Here is a 19334-nt window from a genome sequence, read left to right as displayed (position 1 = left end):
GTCGTCCCGGCGCAGGCCGGGACCCAATGTTTGTCAGGGCAGCCGTGATGACGCGCTCGCCCCATCATCCGCCGCCACGAACTGCAGCCGGTACAGGTTCGCATACATCCCGTTCGCATCGAGCAGCTCCGCGTGCGTGCCCTGCTCGACGATGCGCCCGTGCTCCATCACCACGATCCGGTCGGCCCGCTCGATGGTCGACAGGCGGTGCGCGATCACGATGGTGGTGCGGCCCGACATCAGGGCCTCCAGCGCCGCCTGCACCGCGCGTTCGGACTCGTTGTCGAGCGCCGAGGTGGCTTCGTCCAGGATCAGGATCGGCGCATCCTTGTAGATCGCGCGGGCGATCGCCACGCGCTGGCGCTGGCCGCCCGAGAGGCGCATGCCGTTCTCGCCGATGCGCGTCTCGACGCCGTCTTCCAGCTTGGCTACCACGCTGGTCAAGTGCGCGGCCCTGACCGCCGCCGCCAGGCGCTCGTAGTCGATCTTCTCCGCGCCGTAGGCGATGTTGGCGGCCAGCGTGTCGTCGAACAGCACCACGTTCTGGCTCACCATCGCCAGCTGCGCGCGCAGGCTGGCCAGCTTGATGTCCTGGTAGGGCACGCCGTCGAGCAGCACGCGGCCGCCTTCCGGATCGTAGAAGCGGGTCACCAGGTTGACAAAAGTCGACTTGCCGCCGCCCGACACGCCCACCAGCGCCACCGTCTGGCCCGGCTGCACGTCGAGGGTGACGTCGTTCAGGGCGAGGCTGGCCGCGCCGGGATAGCGGAACGAAACGTTCTCCAGGCGCAGGTGCCCCTTGGCGCGGCCCAGTTCGCGCGTACCGGTGTCGTTCTCGGCCGGCGAGTCGATCAGGCCGAACACCGTTTCGGCCGCGGCGATCCCGCGCTGCATCGGTCCGTTCACTTCGGCCAGCGACTTGAGCGGCGTGAGCAGCATCAGCATCATGGTGACGAACTGGACGAACTCGCCCTGGGTCATGTCGGCCTGGATCGCCAGCACCACCACCAGCGACAAGGCCATCGAGGTGGCGATCTGGGTCACGGGCGTGGTGGCCGCAAACGCGACCGTCATGCGCTGCGAGAAGCCGCGCAGCGCTTCGCTGCGGGCGTGGAAACGCGCGCGCTCGTAGCGCTCGCCCGAGAACACGCGGATCACCTGGTGGCCGCGCGTGGCTTCTTCCACCACCTGGGTCAGCTCGGCCGTCACGCGCAGGTTCTCGCGGTTCAGGCGGCGCAGGCGGCCGGTGGTGGTGCGCACGATCACGGCGGTCAGCGGGATCACGACGATGGCGACCAGGGTCAGCTTCCAGTTCAGGTACAGCAGCGTGGCGAGCAGGCCGATCACCACCAGGGTGTCGCGCACGCAGGCCACGAACACCGACTGCAGCATGTCCACCACCTGGCGCACCTCGTTCACCACGACGTTGATGATCTTGCCGGTCGACTCTTCGTGGAAGCGTCCTACCGGCAGCTTGAGCACGCGGTCGAACACCATCGCGCGCAGGTCGTTCAGCACGCGGCTGGTGACCCAGTTGTTCAGGTAGGCGGTGGAGAAGGTGCCGATGCCGCGCAGGATGAAGATCGAGACCAGCACGCCGGGAATCCACCACAGGCTGAACGGTACCTTCTCTTCGAAGCCGAGGTCGATCAGCAGTTGCAGGGCCTTGCCCAGCAGCGGCTGGGTCGCGGCGGTGAGCGCCATCGACAGCAGCGCCAGCCAGGCGCGCGTCTGGTAGGGCTTGACTACCGCCAGCAGGCGTTTGACGACAAGCTTGTTTTCCACGTTATTGTCCACTTTTCGTTTCGATACGGGTCTGCGCGTCCGCTTTCGCGGTCAGGCAGAAGCCCATCAGGAGTGCCACCATGAGCACATAGAACATGGCGCCCTTCAATGACCAGAAGATGACTTCGGTGAGGCCGAAGCCGAAATAGCCGAGCACCACCAGCATGCCGGCCAGGGCCGGCGCGAACTGGGGCATGCCGCGGCGGCGCCCGTCGCCTTCCCGGCTCCCGACCGCGCGCGCGAAAAAGGCGAAAGGCGCCGCCAGGATGCCGATGTACGCCAGCAGCCCGAACACCCCGCCGGCTGCCAGCGCCTGCAGGATATCGTTGTGCAGGTGGTCGCTGAACTCGAGGATCACCTCCTGCACCTTGCCCTGCTGCGCCAGTTCGCGCAGCCCGGCGCGTACCCCTTCGGGGCCGCGCCCGAACCAGGGTTCCTCCGCGATCAGGTGGCGGGCCCCCTGCCACAGTTCCAGGCGGATGCCGACGTTCGAGAAGGCGCTGCCGCCGTCGAGCCAGGTCTGGACGTCGTGCATGCCCTGCCCCACCCGCTCCTGCACGCCGAAGGCGGGAATGAAGAAGGTCGAGGCGAACAGCGCGAAGCTGCCGACCAGCAGCAGGCGCACCCGGCGGCTCTGCAGCAGGCGCGCGTAGGTCAGGAACAGGATCGCCGCCAGCACCAGCGCGATCCAGCCGCCGCGCGTGCCGCTGATGACCGTCGCCCCCAGGCCCGCCAGCGCGCCGAGCGCCGGGAAGATCGCCTTGCGGGTGCTGTGGCGGTAGTCGACGGCGGCCGCCAGCGCCACCAGCGCCAGGCACAGCGCGATGTCGCCGAAGGTGATCGCATTGAGCCAGCCGCCGGGACGTTGGATGTCCAGCACGAAGCGCTGCCAGGCGATGAAGGGCAGCGCACCCAGGGCGCCCAGGATCACGCCCCACCACAGCCAGGCGCGCGCTGGACGCGCCAGCACCACCAGCATCAGGGCGCTCAAACCGAGCAGCATGCGCGAGGGCTTGTCGAGGTCGCTCCAGTCGCCCCCGGGACGCGCCAGCACGAAGGCCAGCGCCAGCAGGAAGCAATAGCCGAAGGCCGCCAGCACCCAGCGAATCTCGCGCAAGTGGGGAGCCGTCGCCGCCCAGGCCTTGCGCGGCACGCACAGCAACGCGAGCACGAAGACGAGGCTGGAAAAGCCGATGCCGGACGGGGTGATGAGGCTGAGGAAAGGGAACAGGAAAACCAGGAAGCCGATCCAACGCTGCATCGGCACCCCGATTTTCGTCTGATTATTGTTCATTCATGTTCTTGTGGGATACTCTTGCCAAGCTTGAACGCGCGTTTTCATTGGACTTTCATGCAGCAAACCCCGACCATCTCTGTCGTGATCACCACATACAACCGTCCGGATGCACTCGCAGCGGTCGTGGAAGCCTGTTTCATGCAGGATGACAAGAATTTTGAAATCATTATCGCTGATGACGGCTCGACTGCCAACACGCGGGACACCGTCGCCGCCCTGGCGGCGCGCGCGCCGATGCCGCTCAAGCACGTGTGGCAGCCGGACCAAGGCTTCCGCGCCGCGATGGCGCGCAACCGCGGCACGCTGGCGGCAACCGGCGACTATATCATCTTCCTGGACGGCGACTGCGTGCCGCAGCGCGACTTCGTCAAGCGGCATCGCGCGTTGGCGCGGCCGGGCTTCCTGGTCGCCGGCAGCCGCATCCTCCTGAGCCAGGCGCTGACCGAACGCGTCCTGCGCGACCGGATCGACGTCGCCGGCATGACGCTGGCCGAGCGCCTGCGCTGCCGCCTGCGCGGCGACATGAACAAGGTGCTGCAGACGATGCTGCGCTGGCCCGACCTGGGACGGGTACGGCGCACCTTCAGCTGGCGCCGCATCAAGAGCTGCAACCTGGCCGTCTGGCGCGCCGACCTGGAGAAGGTCAACGGCTTCGACGAGAGTTTCGTGGGCTGGGGCCACGAGGATGCCGACCTGGTGCTGCGCCTGTTCCATGCCGGCGTGCTGCGCAAGGACGGCGCCCTGGCCACCGAGGTGCTGCACCTGTGGCACCGCGAAGCGACGCGCGACGAGGAATCGAGCAACCGCAAGGTGGTGCTGGAACGCGCGGCGGACAAGACCGTCCAGGCGACTCGCGGGCTGCGCGAGCACGCCGGCGAACATCCCTTCACGGCTCCCGAGTCCTGAGACCTCTCGCGACCGGGTGGCGGATGTCGGGCCGCTGCTGCGGTGATGCGTTCGCAAGGCGCCACGAACTTGGGTTCCCGCCTTTGCGGGAACGACGTGCTGATGCCAACACAGTCAATACTACTAACGCCGTTTGCTCACATAGCCTAAAAACCGTCATCCCTGCGAAGGCGGGGAGCCAAGTCTGCATGCGAACCGCCAGCGCGGATCAGTACTCCACCGCCACGTCCTTCGCCCCCAGCGTCAGCTCCAGCTGCTGCTTGAGCGTATCCGACGGCGCCACGCGCCAGTCGTCGCCCAGCTGCAGGATGGCCTCCACGCCCTGCGGCTTGATGCGCAGGCTGACCGGCATGCCGTCCTGCATGCGGTGCGGCTGCAGGACCTCGGCCAGCTTGGCGGGATTGAGGTCGCAGGGCACGTCCATCTCCAGCTTGAAGCCGTACTGGATGCGCGCCGCGGCGATGTCGAACACCTTCTCGGCCGTGATGCGCAGGCCGCCGTTGAAGCGGTCTTCCGAGACCTTGCCGACCACCAGCAGGAATTCGTCTTCCTTGAAGATGTTCTTGTTCTGCTCCAGCAGCTCGCTGTAGATGGTCACCTCGACCACGCCGGTCTTGTCGTCCAGCGCCACGATCAGGATCTTGCCGCGCTGGGTCATCTGGGTGCGCACGCCGGTGATCACGCCGCACAGCATGCGCGGATCGCGCGAGGGTTCCAGGTCCTTCAGCTTGGTCTTGGCGAAGCGCCGCACCTCTTGCGCGTACGAGTCGAACATGTGGCCCGACAGGTAGTAGCCGAGCGCGATCTTTTCTTCGGCCAGCTTCTGGCGGTCGGTCCACGGGGTCGCCTTGACGTACTCCGGCGGAGCGACGAGATCGGAATCAATGCCGCCGAACAGGCTGACCTGGTTGGCGCTGGCGGCGGCCTGGCCGGCCGCTTCCATGGCGAAGCCGACCGAAGCCAGCAGCACGGCGCGGTCGACGCCGAAGCAGTCCATGGCGCCGGCGCGGATCAGCGATTCGATGGTGCGGCGGTTGATCTGCTTGCGGTCCACCCGCATGCAGAAGTCGAACAGGTCCTTGAACTTGCCGCCTTCGGTGCGGGCGGCGATGATCGCCTCGATCGCGCCCTGCCCCGCGCCCTTCACGCCGCCCAGGCCGTAGCGGATGTTCGAGACCTGCTTGCCGGTCACGGAACGCGGCTGGCCTTCCGGCGTGAAGCGGAAGTGCGATTCGTTGACGTCCGGCGGCAGGATGGTGAGCTTGCAGACGTCGATCGCATCCTCGACCAGGATCTTGATCTTCTCGGTGTCTTCCATCGCCAGCGACATGTTGGCTGCCATGAACGCGGCGGTGTGGTGCACCTTCAGGTAGGCCGTGTGGTAGGACAGCAGCGCGTAGGCGGCCGCGTGCGACTTGTTGAAGCCGTAGCCCGCGAACTTCTCCATCAGGTCGAAGATCTCGTCGGCCTTTTCCTGGGAGAGGCCGTCCTTGGCGGCGCCGGCGCGGAAGATCGCGCGGTGCTCGGCCATCTCTTCGGCCTTCTTCTTGCCCATCGCGCGGCGCAGCATGTCCGCGCCGCCCAGCGAGTAGCCGCCGACGATCTGCGCCATCTGCATCACCTGCTCCTGGTAGACCATGATGCCGTAGGTCTCGGACAGAATCGATTCGGTGCGCGGGTCCGGATAGTCGAACTTCTCGCCGTGCTTGCGCTTGCAGAAGTCGGGAATCAGGTCCATCGGGCCCGGACGGTACAGGGCGACGAGCGCGATGATGTCCTCGAAGCGGTCGGGACGCGCGTCCTTCAGCATGCCCTGCATGCCGCGCGATTCAAGCTGGAAGATCGCGACGGTCTTCGCTTCGGACAGCAGCTTGTACGAAGGCCGGTCGGTCAGCGGCAGGGACTCGAGGTTGAAGTCGGCGTCTTGCGGGTCGAGCGCGCGGATGTAGTTCACCGCGCGGTCCAGGATGGTGAGCGTGGTCAGGCCCAGGAAGTCGAACTTGACCAGGCCGACGGCTTCCACGTCGTCCTTGTCGTACTGCGACACCACACCGGCGTCGCCGCCCTGGGTGTACAGCGGGCAGAAGTCGGTGAGCTTGCCGGGCGCGATCAGCACGCCCCCGGCGTGCATGCCGATGCCGCGGGTGATGCCTTCGACCTGCTGGGCGAGATCCAGCAGCTGCTTGACCTCTTCCTCGTTCTCGAGGCGCTCCTTGAGCAGCGGTTCCTCTTCGATCGCCTCGGCGATCGAGACCGGTTTGCCCGGCTTGAAGGGGATCAGCTTGGAGATGCCGTCGCAGAAGTTGTAGCCGAAATCGAGCACGCGGCCGACGTCGCGGATCGCGCCCTTGGCCGCCATGGTGCCGAAGGTGGCGATCTGCGACACCGCATCACGGCCGTACAAGTCCTTCACGTGCTGGATCACCAGTTCGCGCTTTTCCTGGCAGAAGTCGATGTCGAAGTCGGGCATCGAGACGCGTTCCGGGTTCAGGAAGCGCTCGAACAGCAGGTTGTACTTCAGCGGATCCAGATCCGTAATCTTGAGCGCATACGCGACCAGCGAGCCGGCGCCCGAGCCGCGGCCCGGGCCGATCGGCACGCCGTTGTTCTTGCCCCACTGGATGAACTCCGCCACGATCAGGAAGTAGCCCGGGAACTTCATCTTGATGATGGTCTGGTTCTCGAATTCCAGGCGCGCCTCGTAGCGCGGACGCTCCTTCTCGCGCTGCTCTTCGTTCGGATACAGCTGCACCAGGCGCTCTTCCAGGCCCTTCTTGGTCTCCGAAACCAGGAAGTCGTCGATGCTCATGCCGTCGGGCGTCGGGAAATCCGGCAGCTGCGGTTTGCCCAGCGTCAGGGTGACGTTGCAGCGCTTGGCGATTTCGACCGAGTTGGCGAGCGCGCCCGGCAGGTCGGCGAACAGCTCCGCCATCTCGGCCTGCGTCTTGAAGCACATCTCTTCGTTGAAGCGGCGCACGCGCTTGGCGTTGGCCAGCATCTCGCCCTCGGCGATGCAGACGCGCGCTTCGTGGGCGATGAATTCGTCCTTGTTCAGGAACTGCACCGGGTGGGTCGCCACCACCGGCAAGCCCAGGCGCCCGGCCAGGGCCACCGAGTGGCGCACGCCCTGCTCCTGGTTCGGCTGGCCCGCGCGCTGGATCTCGATGTAGAAGTGGCCCGGGAACATGCGCGCCCAGCGCGCAGCAAGCCGCTCGGCACGCTCGATGTCGCCGTTGTCGATGGCCTGGCCGACGTCGCCGAAACAGGCGCCCGACAGCACGATCAGGGCATTGGCCTGGTCGACGTCCGGCTCCAGCGTGGACTTCGACGTCGCCAGCGCTTCCAGCCACTCGACGCGGATCTCGGCGCGGCCCTTGTATTGATTGGTGAGCCAGGCTTTCGACAACAGGTCGCACAGCTGCAGGTAGCCGGTGCGGTTCTTGGCCAGGATGAGCAGGCGCGAGGGCTTGTCGCGGTTCTCGTCGTTGGTGATCCAGGCGTCGACGCCGACGATCGGCTTGATCCCCTTCCCGCGCGCCGCTTTATAAAAGCGCACCAGGCAGAACATGTTGGCCAGGTCGGTCACGGCCAGCGCCGGCTGCTGGTCCTTCGCGCACGCCCCCACGATGTCGTCGATGCGCACGAGGCCATCGACGATCGAGTATTCGGAGTGGACGCGGAGGTGGGTGAAAGTCGGGGAAGTCATCCCGTCATTTTACTCCGGCTGGGCAGTGGCTTGAAGTTGCATGACTAATCAGTCGTTGCGTTTGAGCATCGTAGGGTGGGCGTAGCGGCTCCGCTCTCGCGCCGGATGATCTCGCTGTTAACGATCACCGCGTGGGCGGGGGACCCGCCCACCCTACGAAACTTGCGCCGGTTGCGGCTGGCTGCTCCCGTAATGACGCCGCATGCGCAGGAACGGCTCCTCGACGATGTGGTAGCTCAGGGTCGACAGCGCCCAGGTGGCGCCGTAGGCCACCGCCAGCATGATGAGGCCATCCACCCAGGGCGTGCCGGTGGGCGCCACCAGCCCGATGCGGGCGGCGAAGATGTGCAGCAGGCCCATGTGCAGCAGGTAGAACGAGAAGCTGATCTTGCCGCCCTGGCTCAGCGCGCGCTCGACGACGCCCGGCAGGCGCGGCGCGAACGAGACCCAGCCCAGGATCAGCGCGGCCCAGCCGAAGCTTTCCAGGGTCGGCCAGATGATCCAGAAGGCCGAGCGCGGCGTGGCGCCGAAGGGGGCGACGCGGTGCATCAGGGCGGTATCCCACAGGACCAGGGCCGCGCTGGCCAGCAGCAGCAGCGGCGCCCAGCGGGTCAGCGGCACGCGCCAGCGGGCGTACAGCATGGCCGCCGCCATGCCGATCAGGAACTGGTCGAAGCGGCCGACCCAGGTGCTGAAATACATCAGCGTGCTGTTCTCGTTGACCGTGTACGCGGCCACCTTGAAGAAGGCCATCAGCACCAGCCAGCCGCCCAGGTAGGCCACGCCGCGCTCGATGGTGAAGCGCGCCAGGAAGGGAAAGACCATGTAGAACAGGAATTCCAGCGAGATGGTCCAGGCCGCGCCCGTGATCACCGTCCCCGAGGTCGGCGCCAGGCCAAGGTTGGAGACGAACAGGTAGAGCAGGTCCTGGGGCGCGAACTTGTCGCGCCCGATCGAGGTGGCGACCAGGTAGATGACGAGGTAGAGCGGCACGATGCGCAGCACGCGGTTGCGCAGGAAGTCGCGGTAGACGATCTCGCGCCCGGCGCCATGCTGGTGCAGGGCGATCTGCATGAACAGGAAGCCCGACAGCGTGAAGAACAGGCCGACGCCGGTGTGCCCTTCGGTGATCAGGGCCGTCCACGGACCGCTGAGACGCACGCCGCCGTTGCCGGCGTATTCGAGGTGGAAATGGAACAGGAAAACCAGGGTGGCGGCAAGCCAGCGCAACTGGTCGATGCGCGGGTTGTACTGGATGTTCAGGGAATGCATGGAGGACCGGCGCAGGCGTGCGGGTTGTTGTTCTAATTCATCTATTCTAATGCGAAAACCCTAGTCAATCCCTCTGGAATTGCCGCGCCCCGCGGCGGCTGCCTTATAATAGCCGGCTGTCTTCACCAGCCTCCACGCGTCAGCAGCCATGTACGTCAATATCGCCGCCTACAAATTCGTCACCCTCGACAATCTCGAAGCGTTGCGCCCGCAGTACCAGGCGCTGTGCAACGAACTCGGCCTGAAAGGCACCGTCCTGCTGACGCCCGAGGGCATCAACATGTTCCTGTCGGGTACCCGCGAGCACATTGACCAGTACCTGGCCTGGGTGCGCAGCGACGCCCGCCTGGCCGATCTGGAGTGGAAGGAAAGCCTGTCGAGCGAGCAGTCGCACAAGCGCATGCTGGTGAAGATCAAGAAGGAAATCATCACGATGCGCATGCCGCTCATCAAGCCGGAACTCGGCCGCGCGCCAATGGTCGATCCGAAGACGCTCAAGCGCTGGCTCGACCAGGGCCACGACGACGAGGGCGTGCCGGTAGTGATGATGGAAACCCGCAATGCCTTCGAGGTGGACGTCGGCACCTTCCAGAACACGCTGGACTACCGCATCGAGAAGTTCACGGAGTTTCCTGAAGTGGCGGCGCAGCACAAGGACGAGCTGGCCGGCAAGACGGTCGTGACCTTCTGCACCGGCGGCATCCGCTGCGAAAAGGCCGCGATCCACATGAAGAACATCGGCTACGAGCGCGTTTACCAGCTCGACGGCGGCATCCTCAAGTATTTCGAGGAAGTCGGTGGCGACCATTACCAGGGCGACTGCTTCGTGTTCGACTACCGCACCGCGCTCAACCCCAAGCTCGAGCCGACCGAGACCACGCAATGCTTCGCCTGCCGCGCCGTGGTGACGCCGCGCCAGCAGCTGTCGCCCGACTATGTACCGGGCGTGTCCTGCCCGCACTGCGCCCCGGCGCCTCGCTCGGAGAGCAAGGAGGAAACCCAGGGCGCGGCTGGCTCAATCTGAAATTTTCTTTCAACGCGGCACTGCGTTTGAAATAATATTTCAGGGTGCGCGGACGCCAGGTCCGCGCATGTTCTCACATATACACACCGATATCGTCGAAGCCCGAGGTGGTGGAACCCACGATGCGTGCGATCACGGTATCGATGACGCCCGGGTCCATCGCCGTCGCAGCCGACTGCAGGTCCTTGATACCGGTAATCCAGTCCACCGCGATCTTGTTGGCAGCAGTACCCGAGTAAGCCGTCCGTTCGTTCGGCAGGTCCAGACGCTCGGTGAACGAGGTCGCCGCCGCGACTTTCGCGTTATAGGCGAACTGGTCGGTACCTTGGGCGCCGGCGGCGATCTGGGTCACCATGTTGTCGATCGTGATCTGCTTATTGTTGAGCAGGTTGGCCCAGTAGTCGATGCCCGCCGCTTCCGCCTGACGGCCGAACAGGTTGTCGTACACTTCGGCGACCTTGCCGCGGGTATCCAGATTGGCATAGGTGTCGAGGTATTCCTTCGAGACGGAGAACTGGCGCGACAACTCTTGTAGCGCATTGGGATTGCTGGCCAATTGGCCTTTCCAGTATTCCAGGCCCGCGAAGTCAGCCGGACGGCTGAAGTACGAAATGTACAGTTTCTGTATCGCGGTGGTGTTTGCATCTGCCATGACGACCTCCATTTAGATTGGTAAATCGATATTAGCCCAATCGAAAAAAACAGGTCGCAAAATACTGAAGAGTGCGCTACTTGGTTACATTTAGAATCAATTTCCTGCAAGATAGAACACGTTAGCAGACGATGATAAAAAGAAAGTTCCGCCTCGGCGGAACTTTCTTGAGGTCATCGGAAGTAGGCGGCAATCTCACGCACCGAGTCGGCCTGCAGGGTGCCGGCGGCGGCACGCAGGCGCATCAGGCCCACGAGGTAGGTATAGCGCGCCTGGGCCAGGTCGCGCTGGCTGGCGAACAACTGCTGCTGGGCATTCAGGAGATCCAGGTTGATACGGACGCCGCCCTTGATGGATTGCTCCGTGGCAGTCATCAAGAGTTTTCCAGCATCGACAGCTTTGATCAGCGCATCTATTTTCCTCGCACTGCTCATTACGAGGCTGTGGGCTTTTCGCAACTCAACCAGGATTTCATTGGTCCGGGCATCCAGGTCCGCCTGGGCGCGACCGTACAAGGCGGCCGCCTGCCGCGTCGACGCATTCACCGCCCCACCCTGGTACAGCGGAATATTGACTTGCACGCCAAGTTGGCGATTGGTGTTCTGCTGGTTCAGGTTGGTAAGGGTTTCGCTGTCGCTTTTGCTGTATACCCCGACAAAATCCACGCGCGGAAGATGTCCTGCCCGGTTGCGGCTGATGTCCAGGCGGGCATTTTCGACCGCCAGGCGGGCCGCTGCCAGCGTGTTGTTGCGCTCGAGCGCCAGCGTGCGCCACTCATCAAAAGAGGCAGGCTTGAGCTCGGGAGGACGGAAATTCTCCCCCAGCCTGTCCAACTGTCCCAGATCCATGCCGATTACGCCTTCCAGCGTGTTGCGAGCGGCAACCAGATTGTCCTGCGACTCGATCAGCTGCGCCTCGGCCAGCTCGAGCCGGGCCTGGGTCTCCAGCATATCGGTCTTGGTGCCTTCGCCTTTCTCGAACAGGCGCTGGTTGACCTTCTGGCTCTCGAGGTGGGCGTCACGCTGGACCCTGGCAAGCTCAAGCTGGTCCTGGGCGAACAGCACGTCCAGGTAGGCGCTGACGACCCGCACCGAGACCTCGTCGATGCCAGCCTCGTAGGCCTGTTCGCTCTGCTCGGTCTGCACCTTACCCTGGCGGTAGCGCACGATCGCTTCCATATTGAACAGCGGCTGGCGCAACTGCACCACGGCCGAGCGACTGGTATAGCGCGGGTGATCGACGGTCGGGATTATCCCCAGCCTCAGGTATTCCTGGTCGGCGACGTTCTTGCCGTAGTTATAGCTTGCCGCGACCTGCGGCAGCAGGCCGGCCCGGCCGAGGATGCGATTTTCCTTGCCCGACTGGTTCTCGTAGAAGCGCATGCGGAAGGTCGGATCATTCTTGATGGCCGCCTCGTAGGCCTGCGTCAGCGACACTGCGGAAGCGCCGCCGCCCGTCAGGGCCAGCAGCACACCGAGCGTCCCAGCGCGCAGAAGCGCCCCGCCCTTACGGATCTTTTTACTCGCCCGCATGTCAGTCCTCGCTCATCGATGATTGCGCGCGGTCTACGAGCGGCTTGAGCAGGTAGTTCATCATCGTGCGCTCGCCGGTCTTCACGAACAACTCGACCGGCATGCCCGGACGAATGTCCATCTTGTGCGCGGCAATCTTCTTGGCTCCCGCCGGCGTCACCTTCACGTGCACGATGTAGTACGGCATGCCGGTGCGTTCGTCGACATTGCGGTCGGCGGCCACGTTGGTGACTTCACCCTCGATATGTGGCGTGCGGTTGGTATTGAATGCCGAGAACATCAGCTCGACCTTCAGGCCCGCATGCACCTTGTCCACCAGGTTGGTCGGCAGATGGCCTTCGACGATGAGCGGATCGTCGGTCGGCACGATGTCCATCATCTTGAAGCCGGGCGGCACCACGCCGCCATTGGTAAAGACCGCCAGGCCGACCACGGTGCCGCCTGCCGGCGCCTTGACTTCGACGTTGGACAACTCGAAACGCTGCGCCTCCAGACGCGCGGCCTGGCTTTGCGCCTCGCGCTGCACTTCCGACAACTGGGTGCGCACTTCCTTCTGGTAATCCTGCGTGCGCTGCGATTTGCGCAGACTCAGTTCAGTCACCTGACGCTGGGCCCGGCCGATGTTGCCGATGTCTTCGGAAATCGCCCCGCCAAGCTGGGCGTAGGTACGCTCCAGGTCGAGCAGGCGGTTGCGTGCAACATAGCCTTCCTTGGCCAGGTCGCGCATGCCGCCCAGTTGCTCCTTCAGGAAGGCAACCTGCTCCTTCTTGCTGTCACGCGACTCTTCCAGGCCGCGAATCTGCAGCTTCAGGCCGGCGATGTTTTCGTCAATGGCACCCAATTCATTCTGCAACGAAGTTTGGCGCGACATCAGCAATGCGTTCTGCAGGCTGATCAGGTCGGCCACATGCGGCTCGTTACGGCGCTTCTCCAGTTCAGCTGGGAACACGATCCGCTTGAGACCATCACGCTCGGCAGCCAGGCGCGCCTCGGTTGCAAGCGCCGACAGGTATTGGCTGTCTGTTGCCTGTACGCCAGCCTGAGCCAGTACCGCGTTCATACGCACCAGCACCTGGCCGGCCTTTACCACGTCGCCATTACGCACCAGGATCTCCTGGACCGTACCACCGGACTGGTGCTGCACTGCCTGGCGGTTCGATTCCTTGGCCACGGTGCCACTCAGCGGCACGCCCTTGTCCAGCGGGGCCAGCAGCGCCCACAGCAAGAAGCCGCCTACGCCGAGCAGCACGATGATCCAGCCGAGGCGGCTGTAGGCGCGGGCATCGGTGTTCACTTCCAGCGGCGTGGCATCGTGGGCGATGACTTCCGTTGTCTCGTTCTTCAACAACTTCATTATTTGGTCTCTCCGCTAGTCACATGAGCCTGGCCTTCCGGGGCAGACGCAGTCTGCTGAGCCCGCGCGGCCGCGGCTGCCTGGGCCTGAGCGGCCTGTGCAGCCTGAAGGGCCTTGGTGTTTGCTTCCTGCAAGGCCGCCAGCACTTGCGCCGTCGGGCCGAACATGTGCACTGCACCTTCGCGCATCAGCAGGAGCTTGGTGGTGGCGCCGATCACGCTGGTACGGTGGGTGATCAAGACAATCGTCTTGCCCCGCTGGCGCAGGTCATTGATTGCCGCCACCAGGGCTTGCTCACCCGTATCGTCCAGGTTCGAATTCGGCTCGTCGAGCACGATCAGCGACGGGTCGCCGTACATCGCGCGCGCCAGGCCGATGCGCTGTTTCTGGCCCCCGGACAGCCCGGCCCCGCCGTCGCCCAGCTTGGTATCGTAGCCTTCGGGGAAATGCAGGATCATGTCGTGCACGCCGGCGCGCTTGGCCGCCTGTACCACCTTTTCAGGATCGACTTCACCAAAACGGGCAATATTCTCGCTCACCGTTCCGCTGAACAGTTCGATGTCCTGCGGTAAGTAGCCCAGATACGGGCCCAGCTCAGCCTTGTTCCAGCTGTAGATGTCGGCGCCGTCCAGGCGCACCTTGCCCATCATTGCCGGCCACACGCCAACCAGCAGGCGCGCCAGGGTCGATTTGCCGGAGCCGCTCGGGCCGAGCACACCCAATATGTCGCCTGGAACGATGCCGAAGGAAACGTTTTTGACAATCGGGTTGCGCATTCCCGGCGGAGCGGCGGTGACGCCTTCCAGGGTCAGCATGCCTTTCGGCGCCGGCAAGGCCATGCCGGCAGGACGCGTCGGATTTGCCTCGAGCAGCTTGGTCAGACGATCATAGGCGCTGCGCGTGCTCGACCAGCTCTTCCAGACACCGATCACCTGCTGCACCGGCGCCAGCGTGCGGCCGACCAGGATCGAAGCGGCAATCATCATGCCGGGCGTGATCTTGTTTTCGAGTACCAGCAAGGCGCCCAAACCGAGGACCAGCGACTGTAGCGAGGTCTGGACAAATTTGGTGGCTGCGCCGATCGTGCCTGCCTTCTGGCTGGCGTCGGCTTGCAGGTTCAGGAACTTGCCATGCATTTTGAACCAGCGCCCGATCAGATTGGGCAGCATGCCCATCGACTCGATGACTTCGGCATTGCGCAGGTTGTTGGTCGCCAGCGTGCTGGCCGAGATCGCCATGGTGTTCGCTTCGGTCAGCGGATTCTTGGTGACCCGCTCGTTCACGTAGGCCAGCACCACCAGCACCATCGTGCCGCACAGGGCGAACAGGCCGAGCCAGGGATCGAACATGAAGATCACGATCAAGTAGATCGGGAACCATGGTGCGTCAAAGAAAGCGAACAGCGCGTTCCCGGTCAGGAACTGGCGCAGGTTGGTCAGGTCGTTCAGGGCCTGACCCGCATTGCCGCCTGCCTGTTTCAGGTTTTGCTCGAACGACGCCGTATAGACGCGCTTGTTGAGCATCATGTCGAATCGGGCGCCAACGCGCACCAGCACGAAGGAACGGATCACTTCCAATCCGCCCATGAACAGATAGGCGCCCAGCATCAGCAAGGTCAGCATCAGCAGCGTGATTTCGTTGCGGCTCGCCAGTACCCGGTCGTACACCTGCAGCATGTACAGTGAGGGTACGAGCATCAGCAGGTTGATGATCGCGCTGAACACGCCAACCGTCCAGAAAGTGCGCTTGAAGGCTAGTAGGGCACGGCCAATTTCAGTATTGTCGTCTAAGAGTTTGCTCATGTATGAGAGTCATCGCGTTGAAATGCGCCTATGGGAGTTTCCATAGAGATTTTGCACCGTCGCGTATTATGAACGATATTGATCAATATTTGTGACGCACATCACATTTAATTGTCATCAAAGCAATTTAGTGTCGTCAACCTGCACCGTAACGAAAAAACCCCGCTTCCTTTCGGAAGCGGGGTCTTGGTCGTCAGACGTCGGCCCGGTTGCTCGGGCTTTGGTATTTAGACGGTCGGGGTGGAGACGGTGATGATGCCGTTGTTCAGGACAACATCGGTCGACGCCACGCCGGTCAGGGTGATGGTGATGACTTCCGGAGTCGACGCGTTCGAGCCGAATGCCGAGGTTTCCAGAACGATGTCGGTACCACCAGTCGCGTTAGCGATGATGAACGCTTCCAGCACAGCGTTGTTACCGGCGGTCAGCTTACCGGTGTTCAGGGTGTACTGGTTACCGATGTACAGCGAGTCAGTGCCAATCAGGCCGAACAGGCTGATCGATGCGTCTGCGTCACCAGCCAGGAAGATGTCCGATGCGCCGGTTGCCAGCATCGAGCCGCTTGCTTCCATCGGCAGAGTCATCTTGTTGTCGGTGAATGCCTTCTCAGCAGCAGCGATGGTGGCGTTCAGGGCGGCCTTCTGGTCTTGCACAGCCACTGCCTTCTGCATGTCGCTGACCAGCTTGGCCAGGTCGGTGATCGCCTTGTTAGCGGCGGTCAACTCATTGGTGGCAGCGGTCAGTTCCGCAACACGGGTATTCACCTGGTCGATGCCTTCGTACGTGGTGATCAGGCCGTTGAACTCATCCAGCACTGCCTGGGTGGTGGTGCCTGCCTTGACTTCGGCTTCAAGGATTGACTTCTGGGTGGTGATCTGCGCCCAGGTCGGCAGCGCGTTTTCACCGACGGTCACGTCGGTCATTTTGGCCTTGATGTTCGACAGAGCGGTGATCTCTGCGGCGGTCATGTCCAGGTAGTTGACGTTCAAGGTTGCGGCAGCCGAAGCAGCGTTTGCCTTGGTTGCGGCAGTGTCAGCAGCTTCCTTGGCGGTGGTCGAAGCCAACAGAGCGGTCACGCCCGGAGTGTTAGCTTCGGTCACGCCGCTAGCCAGTGCCAGCTTGCCATCCACCAGTTCGATGACTTTCTTGGTGGTGACGGTGGTGGTTGCATCAGCGTTGGTCACGGTCGTTTCGATGGTGACTTCGCCGTTGGTGTCGTTGACGCTAACAGCCACTGCCTTGGTTGCGGTGGTGTTCAGGACGTCGAGCGATGCAACCTTAGCAGCCAGGTCAGCAGCTGCATTGGTCACGGCCTTGGCAGCATTCGATGCAGCGGTCTTGGCAGCGGTTTCGGTGGCGACGGCAGCCGACAGACCAGCGACTTCAGCGATCTTGGTGTTGGCGGCGGCAACCTTAGTCTGTGCAGCGGTCACGGCAGCAGCGTTGGCGGCCTGCTGGTCAGCCAGCAGAGCGGCGCGCACGCCAGCCGTGGCGTTAGCGTAGTCGCCAGCGACTTTAGCGTCGACAGCGGCAGCGGCGGTGGTCACGGCGGTGTCAATCGCGGTATCGTCGGTGCTGGTCTTGGCATCGTCGTCGCCGTCAGCAGCAGCCAGGAACGAGGTCTTCGCTGCGGTAGCGGCTTGCAGGGTAGCCAGACCCGAGGTCAGGGTGAACGGGGTGCCTGCAGCGACGACCTTGGCAACGCTGGTAGCCAGGGCTGCCGGTGCGGTTGCGGTTTGCAGGGTTGCGTCGGTGGTGATGCTCGACATGAAGGTCTTGGCAGCGGTGTTAGCAGCTGCGCCCTTGTAGCCGTCTTGCTCCAGCTTGGTGTCCAGGGCGTTGGTGAAGGCGGTTGCGCCGATCACTTTGTTGGCATATGCACGTGCGTCGGTGCTCTGTGCGCCGCTGGCGATTGCAGCCACGACCTTGTCGATGGTGATTGCTTTGGTGTCCAGCAGGTTGGCCCAGTATGCCTTGCCTGCGTCTTCAGCAGCGCGGCCGAACAGGTTCAGGTAAACCTTGTTCACGACGTCGGCGTTCGACATATTGGCGTATTCAGTCTTGTATTCAGCTTCAGCTGCGAACGCGGCCGACACGGCTGCGGTGCTGCCGTTTTGAGCTTGCACAACGTTGGTCCAGTAGTCGAGACCAGCGGTATCTGCCGGGCGGTTGAAATAAGCGACGTAGAGTTTCTGAACTGCTTCAACGTGTGCGTTGACGATTGCCATGTAATGCTCCAATGAAAGAAAGATCGATCGATCGAATGTTGAATCAAGATTGCAAGAGTGCCGAAGCACACCTGTAAGCCCAACGGACCGCATCATGACAGATGGCATTGGCGGCCCGATGTGACAGCCGTCACAAAACTGACAAAGTTTTCAAGAAAACCGACAAAATTTATACAAACTGGCGCATCGCATACCCAAAGCGAATAATCTGTTGAAGAAGTTGCACGAAAGGATGAAATCCTTCCGTCTCCATATTGATACAAACTCTAACCAGATGTATGTATGAGATTCTCTCTGCCATCAGCAGAAAATAAAAAACCCGGCATCGCCGGGTTCTAAACTATTCAGTTAACTTAACGCCAGGTGGTGGCGCCGTTGACCGTTCTCCTGTCGTCGATGCGACCGTCAAAGATATACGCCGCACCTCCTTCTTGCGCTTTTGACAGTACCCCCTGCACATTCATGATGCCAGAGCGCCCTCCCGTAGCATTGCCATAAAGCCGCCCGTCGTTGGACACACTGCCATCGGCACTCAGGCGTACAACATCGGTATTCGTGGTCAAGTCCATTCCCGTCTGAAATGTTTTGACACCAAAGTCCACTGTGAGGGTTCCATTCGACAGTGCTGCGGGGCTGACAACGTTATTTCCGAAACCGTATTCAGTCGTGACATAAGCCTCGCTATCACGCAAGGCAAAGCCAATCGTCCCGTTATTCGGCGCGACATAATCCTTGCCCGCGGTACGAAATAGCGCGAAATAACCTGCCATGCCGAGCAATTCCTTCGAGTCGCGCTCCGCACCTAGGTCAATTGCTGCATAGCGCTCGCCAACGGCCTGCCAACGGCCCCATATTACGTTGCGCTCAGGAAGTTCAGGTGAAACATCGATCACCGGCGGTACGGTGACAGGCGCAGGATCGGGCCAAGGTCTTGGCACCGATCCACTCGGCGGAGGATTGGTAATCACAAGCTTTTCAATGACCGTAGTCAGGCCAGCGTTTTTCATGGCCTCGACACTGGCGGTCTGGGCCGGCACCGTGGCAGTTCCGCTCTTGGCCAGCGGCTCGTCGCTACGGGGTGGCGACACCTGGTCCGGGGACAGCGGGCTGCTCTGCAATACCTGGGCAGCCTGGCCGCGCCGCACCTGCACCAACTGGCCGCGCTGGGCTGCGCTCAGCTCGCGGCTGGTCTCGCCTTCGCAGGGGCCGGCGCCATCGGGCCGGCAGGCGCCACCGAAGCCGCTGACAACGACGCCGCCGGAGATCACTGCGACGCGCGACGTTTCCTCGTCGGTGAACACGGTGAAGTCGGTGCCGCGCACGCCGATCGCCGCCACCGGCGTATTGAAACGGAAATTCTGGCGCGCCAGCTTGACCGCCTCGCCCGACTTGCTGCGGGCGACGCCGCTGAGCAGTTCGAGTTTGATGCGGGTATTGGCCGGATTCTTCTGATCGATATGGTAGGTGACGATGCGCGCCCTGGTGTTCGGGCGCAGGATGAACAGGCCGTTGTCGACGGTTTTCACGTAGATGAAGCCATCGCTGCCGGTGCTCAGCATCTGCCCTTCCTGGACTGCCGCGCCCTCACGGGCAACCGCTTCGCCGGCCTTGGCGCTGCCGGCGACGAAGATGATCTTGCCTGCATCGGCATGGGCAGCGTGCGCAGCACATGCAAGCAGTGCAGTCAGTAACAGTTTTCGCAAGATAGTCTCCTTTTCCTTCCAATGTACCGTCCCGGCCATGTCGGGTTCAGTGACAGGCATCACATTCTATCGA

At 63.0% G+C, this 19334-nt stretch carries 12 protein-coding genes; 2 read left to right on the top strand and 10 right to left on the bottom strand.

The genetic code is table 11. The annotated features are described in order from the left end of the window. Positions 1 to 33 precede the first annotated feature (33 nt). Positions 34 to 1785, bottom strand: coding sequence for a lipid A export permease/ATP-binding protein MsbA (gene msbA / locus ACK4S9_RS12100; protein ID WP_409725875.1), 1752 nt, complete (start codon positions 1783 to 1785; stop codon positions 34 to 36). Between the two features lies 1 nt (position 1786). Beyond that, positions 1787 to 3079 carry an O-antigen ligase family protein gene (locus tag ACK4S9_RS12095; protein WP_409725873.1) on the bottom strand — a complete coding sequence of 431 codons (1293 nt, stop codon included), beginning with the start codon at positions 3077 to 3079 and terminating at the stop codon, positions 1787 to 1789. A gap of 57 nt (positions 3080 to 3136) precedes the next feature. On the opposite strand from ACK4S9_RS12095, the gene ACK4S9_RS12090 reads away from it, so the two are divergent. Continuing rightward, positions 3137 to 3988 (top strand): glycosyltransferase family 2 protein, encoded by an 852-nt coding sequence (locus ACK4S9_RS12090; RefSeq protein WP_409725871.1) that lies wholly within the window; start codon positions 3137 to 3139, stop codon positions 3986 to 3988. Positions 3989 to 4196: 208 nt separating this feature from the next. Here the strand turns inward: ACK4S9_RS12090 and dnaE are convergent, their stop codons facing one another. Both dnaE and ACK4S9_RS12080 read right to left on the bottom strand, forming a co-directional pair. Beyond that, positions 4197 to 7694: a DNA polymerase III subunit alpha gene (dnaE, locus tag ACK4S9_RS12085; protein WP_409725869.1), complete on the bottom strand. Its 3498-nt coding sequence runs from the start codon at positions 7692 to 7694 to the stop codon at positions 4197 to 4199. A 153-nt stretch (positions 7695 to 7847) separates the two neighbouring features. Continuing rightward, positions 7848 to 8966, bottom strand: coding sequence for an acyltransferase family protein (locus ACK4S9_RS12080; protein WP_409725867.1), 1119 nt, complete (start codon positions 8964 to 8966; stop codon positions 7848 to 7850). A 148-nt stretch (positions 8967 to 9114) separates the two neighbouring features. Here ACK4S9_RS12080 and ACK4S9_RS12075 point away from each other — a divergent pair, with 148 nt between their 5' ends. Next, positions 9115 to 9990: a sulfurtransferase gene (locus tag ACK4S9_RS12075; RefSeq protein ID WP_409725865.1), complete on the top strand. Its 876-nt coding sequence runs from the start codon at positions 9115 to 9117 to the stop codon at positions 9988 to 9990. Positions 9991 to 10063: 73 nt separating this feature from the next. Here the strand turns inward: ACK4S9_RS12075 and ACK4S9_RS12070 are convergent, their stop codons facing one another. The 6 genes from ACK4S9_RS12070 to ACK4S9_RS12045 all read right to left on the bottom strand — a co-directional run bounded on the left by ACK4S9_RS12070 (position 10064) and on the right by ACK4S9_RS12045 (position 19261). Continuing rightward, positions 10064 to 10642 carry a DUF4214 domain-containing protein gene (locus tag ACK4S9_RS12070; RefSeq protein ID WP_409725863.1) on the bottom strand — a complete coding sequence of 193 codons (579 nt, stop codon included), beginning with the start codon at positions 10640 to 10642 and terminating at the stop codon, positions 10064 to 10066. A gap of 173 nt (positions 10643 to 10815) precedes the next feature. Next, positions 10816 to 12174: a TolC family outer membrane protein gene (locus ACK4S9_RS12065; RefSeq protein ID WP_409725861.1), complete on the bottom strand. Its 1359-nt coding sequence runs from the start codon at positions 12172 to 12174 to the stop codon at positions 10816 to 10818. Position 12175: 1 nt separating this feature from the next. After that, positions 12176 to 13528 (bottom strand): HlyD family type I secretion periplasmic adaptor subunit, encoded by a 1353-nt coding sequence (locus ACK4S9_RS12060; RefSeq protein ID WP_409725859.1) that lies wholly within the window; start codon positions 13526 to 13528, stop codon positions 12176 to 12178. Then, a complete protein-coding gene (locus tag ACK4S9_RS12055; protein ID WP_409725857.1) occupies positions 13528 to 15330 on the bottom strand; it encodes a type I secretion system permease/ATPase in 1803 nt (600 codons plus the stop codon). Before ACK4S9_RS12055 ends, ACK4S9_RS12060 begins: the two co-directional genes overlap by 1 nt. A 227-nt stretch (positions 15331 to 15557) precedes the next feature. After that, complete coding sequence (locus ACK4S9_RS12050) at positions 15558 to 17558, bottom strand: DUF4214 domain-containing protein (protein ID WP_409725855.1); 2001 nt, start codon at positions 17556 to 17558, stop codon at positions 15558 to 15560. A 353-nt stretch (positions 17559 to 17911) separates the two neighbouring features. Then, positions 17912 to 19261 carry a FecR domain-containing protein gene (locus ACK4S9_RS12045; protein WP_409725853.1) on the bottom strand — a complete coding sequence of 450 codons (1350 nt, stop codon included), beginning with the start codon at positions 19259 to 19261 and terminating at the stop codon, positions 17912 to 17914. Positions 19262 to 19334: the final 73 nt, after the last annotated feature.

Origin of the sequence: Massilia sp. (assembly GCF_046293535.1) — a bacterium.
Lineage (GTDB): Bacteria > Pseudomonadota > Gammaproteobacteria > Burkholderiales > Burkholderiaceae_D > Telluria.
The sequence above is the reverse complement of the archived record's forward strand: the minus strand, read 5'-3'. Positions and strand labels throughout refer to the sequence as shown.

Excerpts from the sequence above, each read along its gene's own strand:
- ACK4S9_RS12060 (WP_409725859.1), bottom strand. The coding sequence starts at position 13,528 with ATGAAGTTGTTGAAGAACGAGACAACGGAAGTCATCGCCCACGATGCC.
- ACK4S9_RS12080 (WP_409725867.1), bottom strand. The coding sequence starts at position 8,966 with ATGCATTCCCTGAACATCCAGTACAACCCGCGCATCGACCAGTTGCGC.
- ACK4S9_RS12075 (WP_409725865.1), top strand. The coding sequence starts at position 9,115 with ATGTACGTCAATATCGCCGCCTACAAATTCGTCACCCTCGACAATCTC.
- ACK4S9_RS12070 (WP_409725863.1), bottom strand. The coding sequence starts at position 10,642 with ATGGCAGATGCAAACACCACCGCGATACAGAAACTGTACATTTCGTAC.
- ACK4S9_RS12090 (WP_409725871.1), top strand. The coding sequence starts at position 3,137 with ATGCAGCAAACCCCGACCATCTCTGTCGTGATCACCACATACAACCGT.
- ACK4S9_RS12065 (WP_409725861.1), bottom strand. The coding sequence starts at position 12,174 with ATGCGGGCGAGTAAAAAGATCCGTAAGGGCGGGGCGCTTCTGCGCGCT.
- ACK4S9_RS12095 (WP_409725873.1), bottom strand. The coding sequence starts at position 3,079 with ATGAACAATAATCAGACGAAAATCGGGGTGCCGATGCAGCGTTGGATC.
- ACK4S9_RS12055 (WP_409725857.1), bottom strand. The coding sequence starts at position 15,330 with ATGAGCAAACTCTTAGACGACAATACTGAAATTGGCCGTGCCCTACTA.
- dnaE (WP_409725869.1), bottom strand. The coding sequence starts at position 7,694 with ATGACTTCCCCGACTTTCACCCACCTCCGCGTCCACTCCGAATACTCG.
- ACK4S9_RS12050 (WP_409725855.1), bottom strand. The coding sequence starts at position 17,558 with ATGGCAATCGTCAACGCACACGTTGAAGCAGTTCAGAAACTCTACGTC.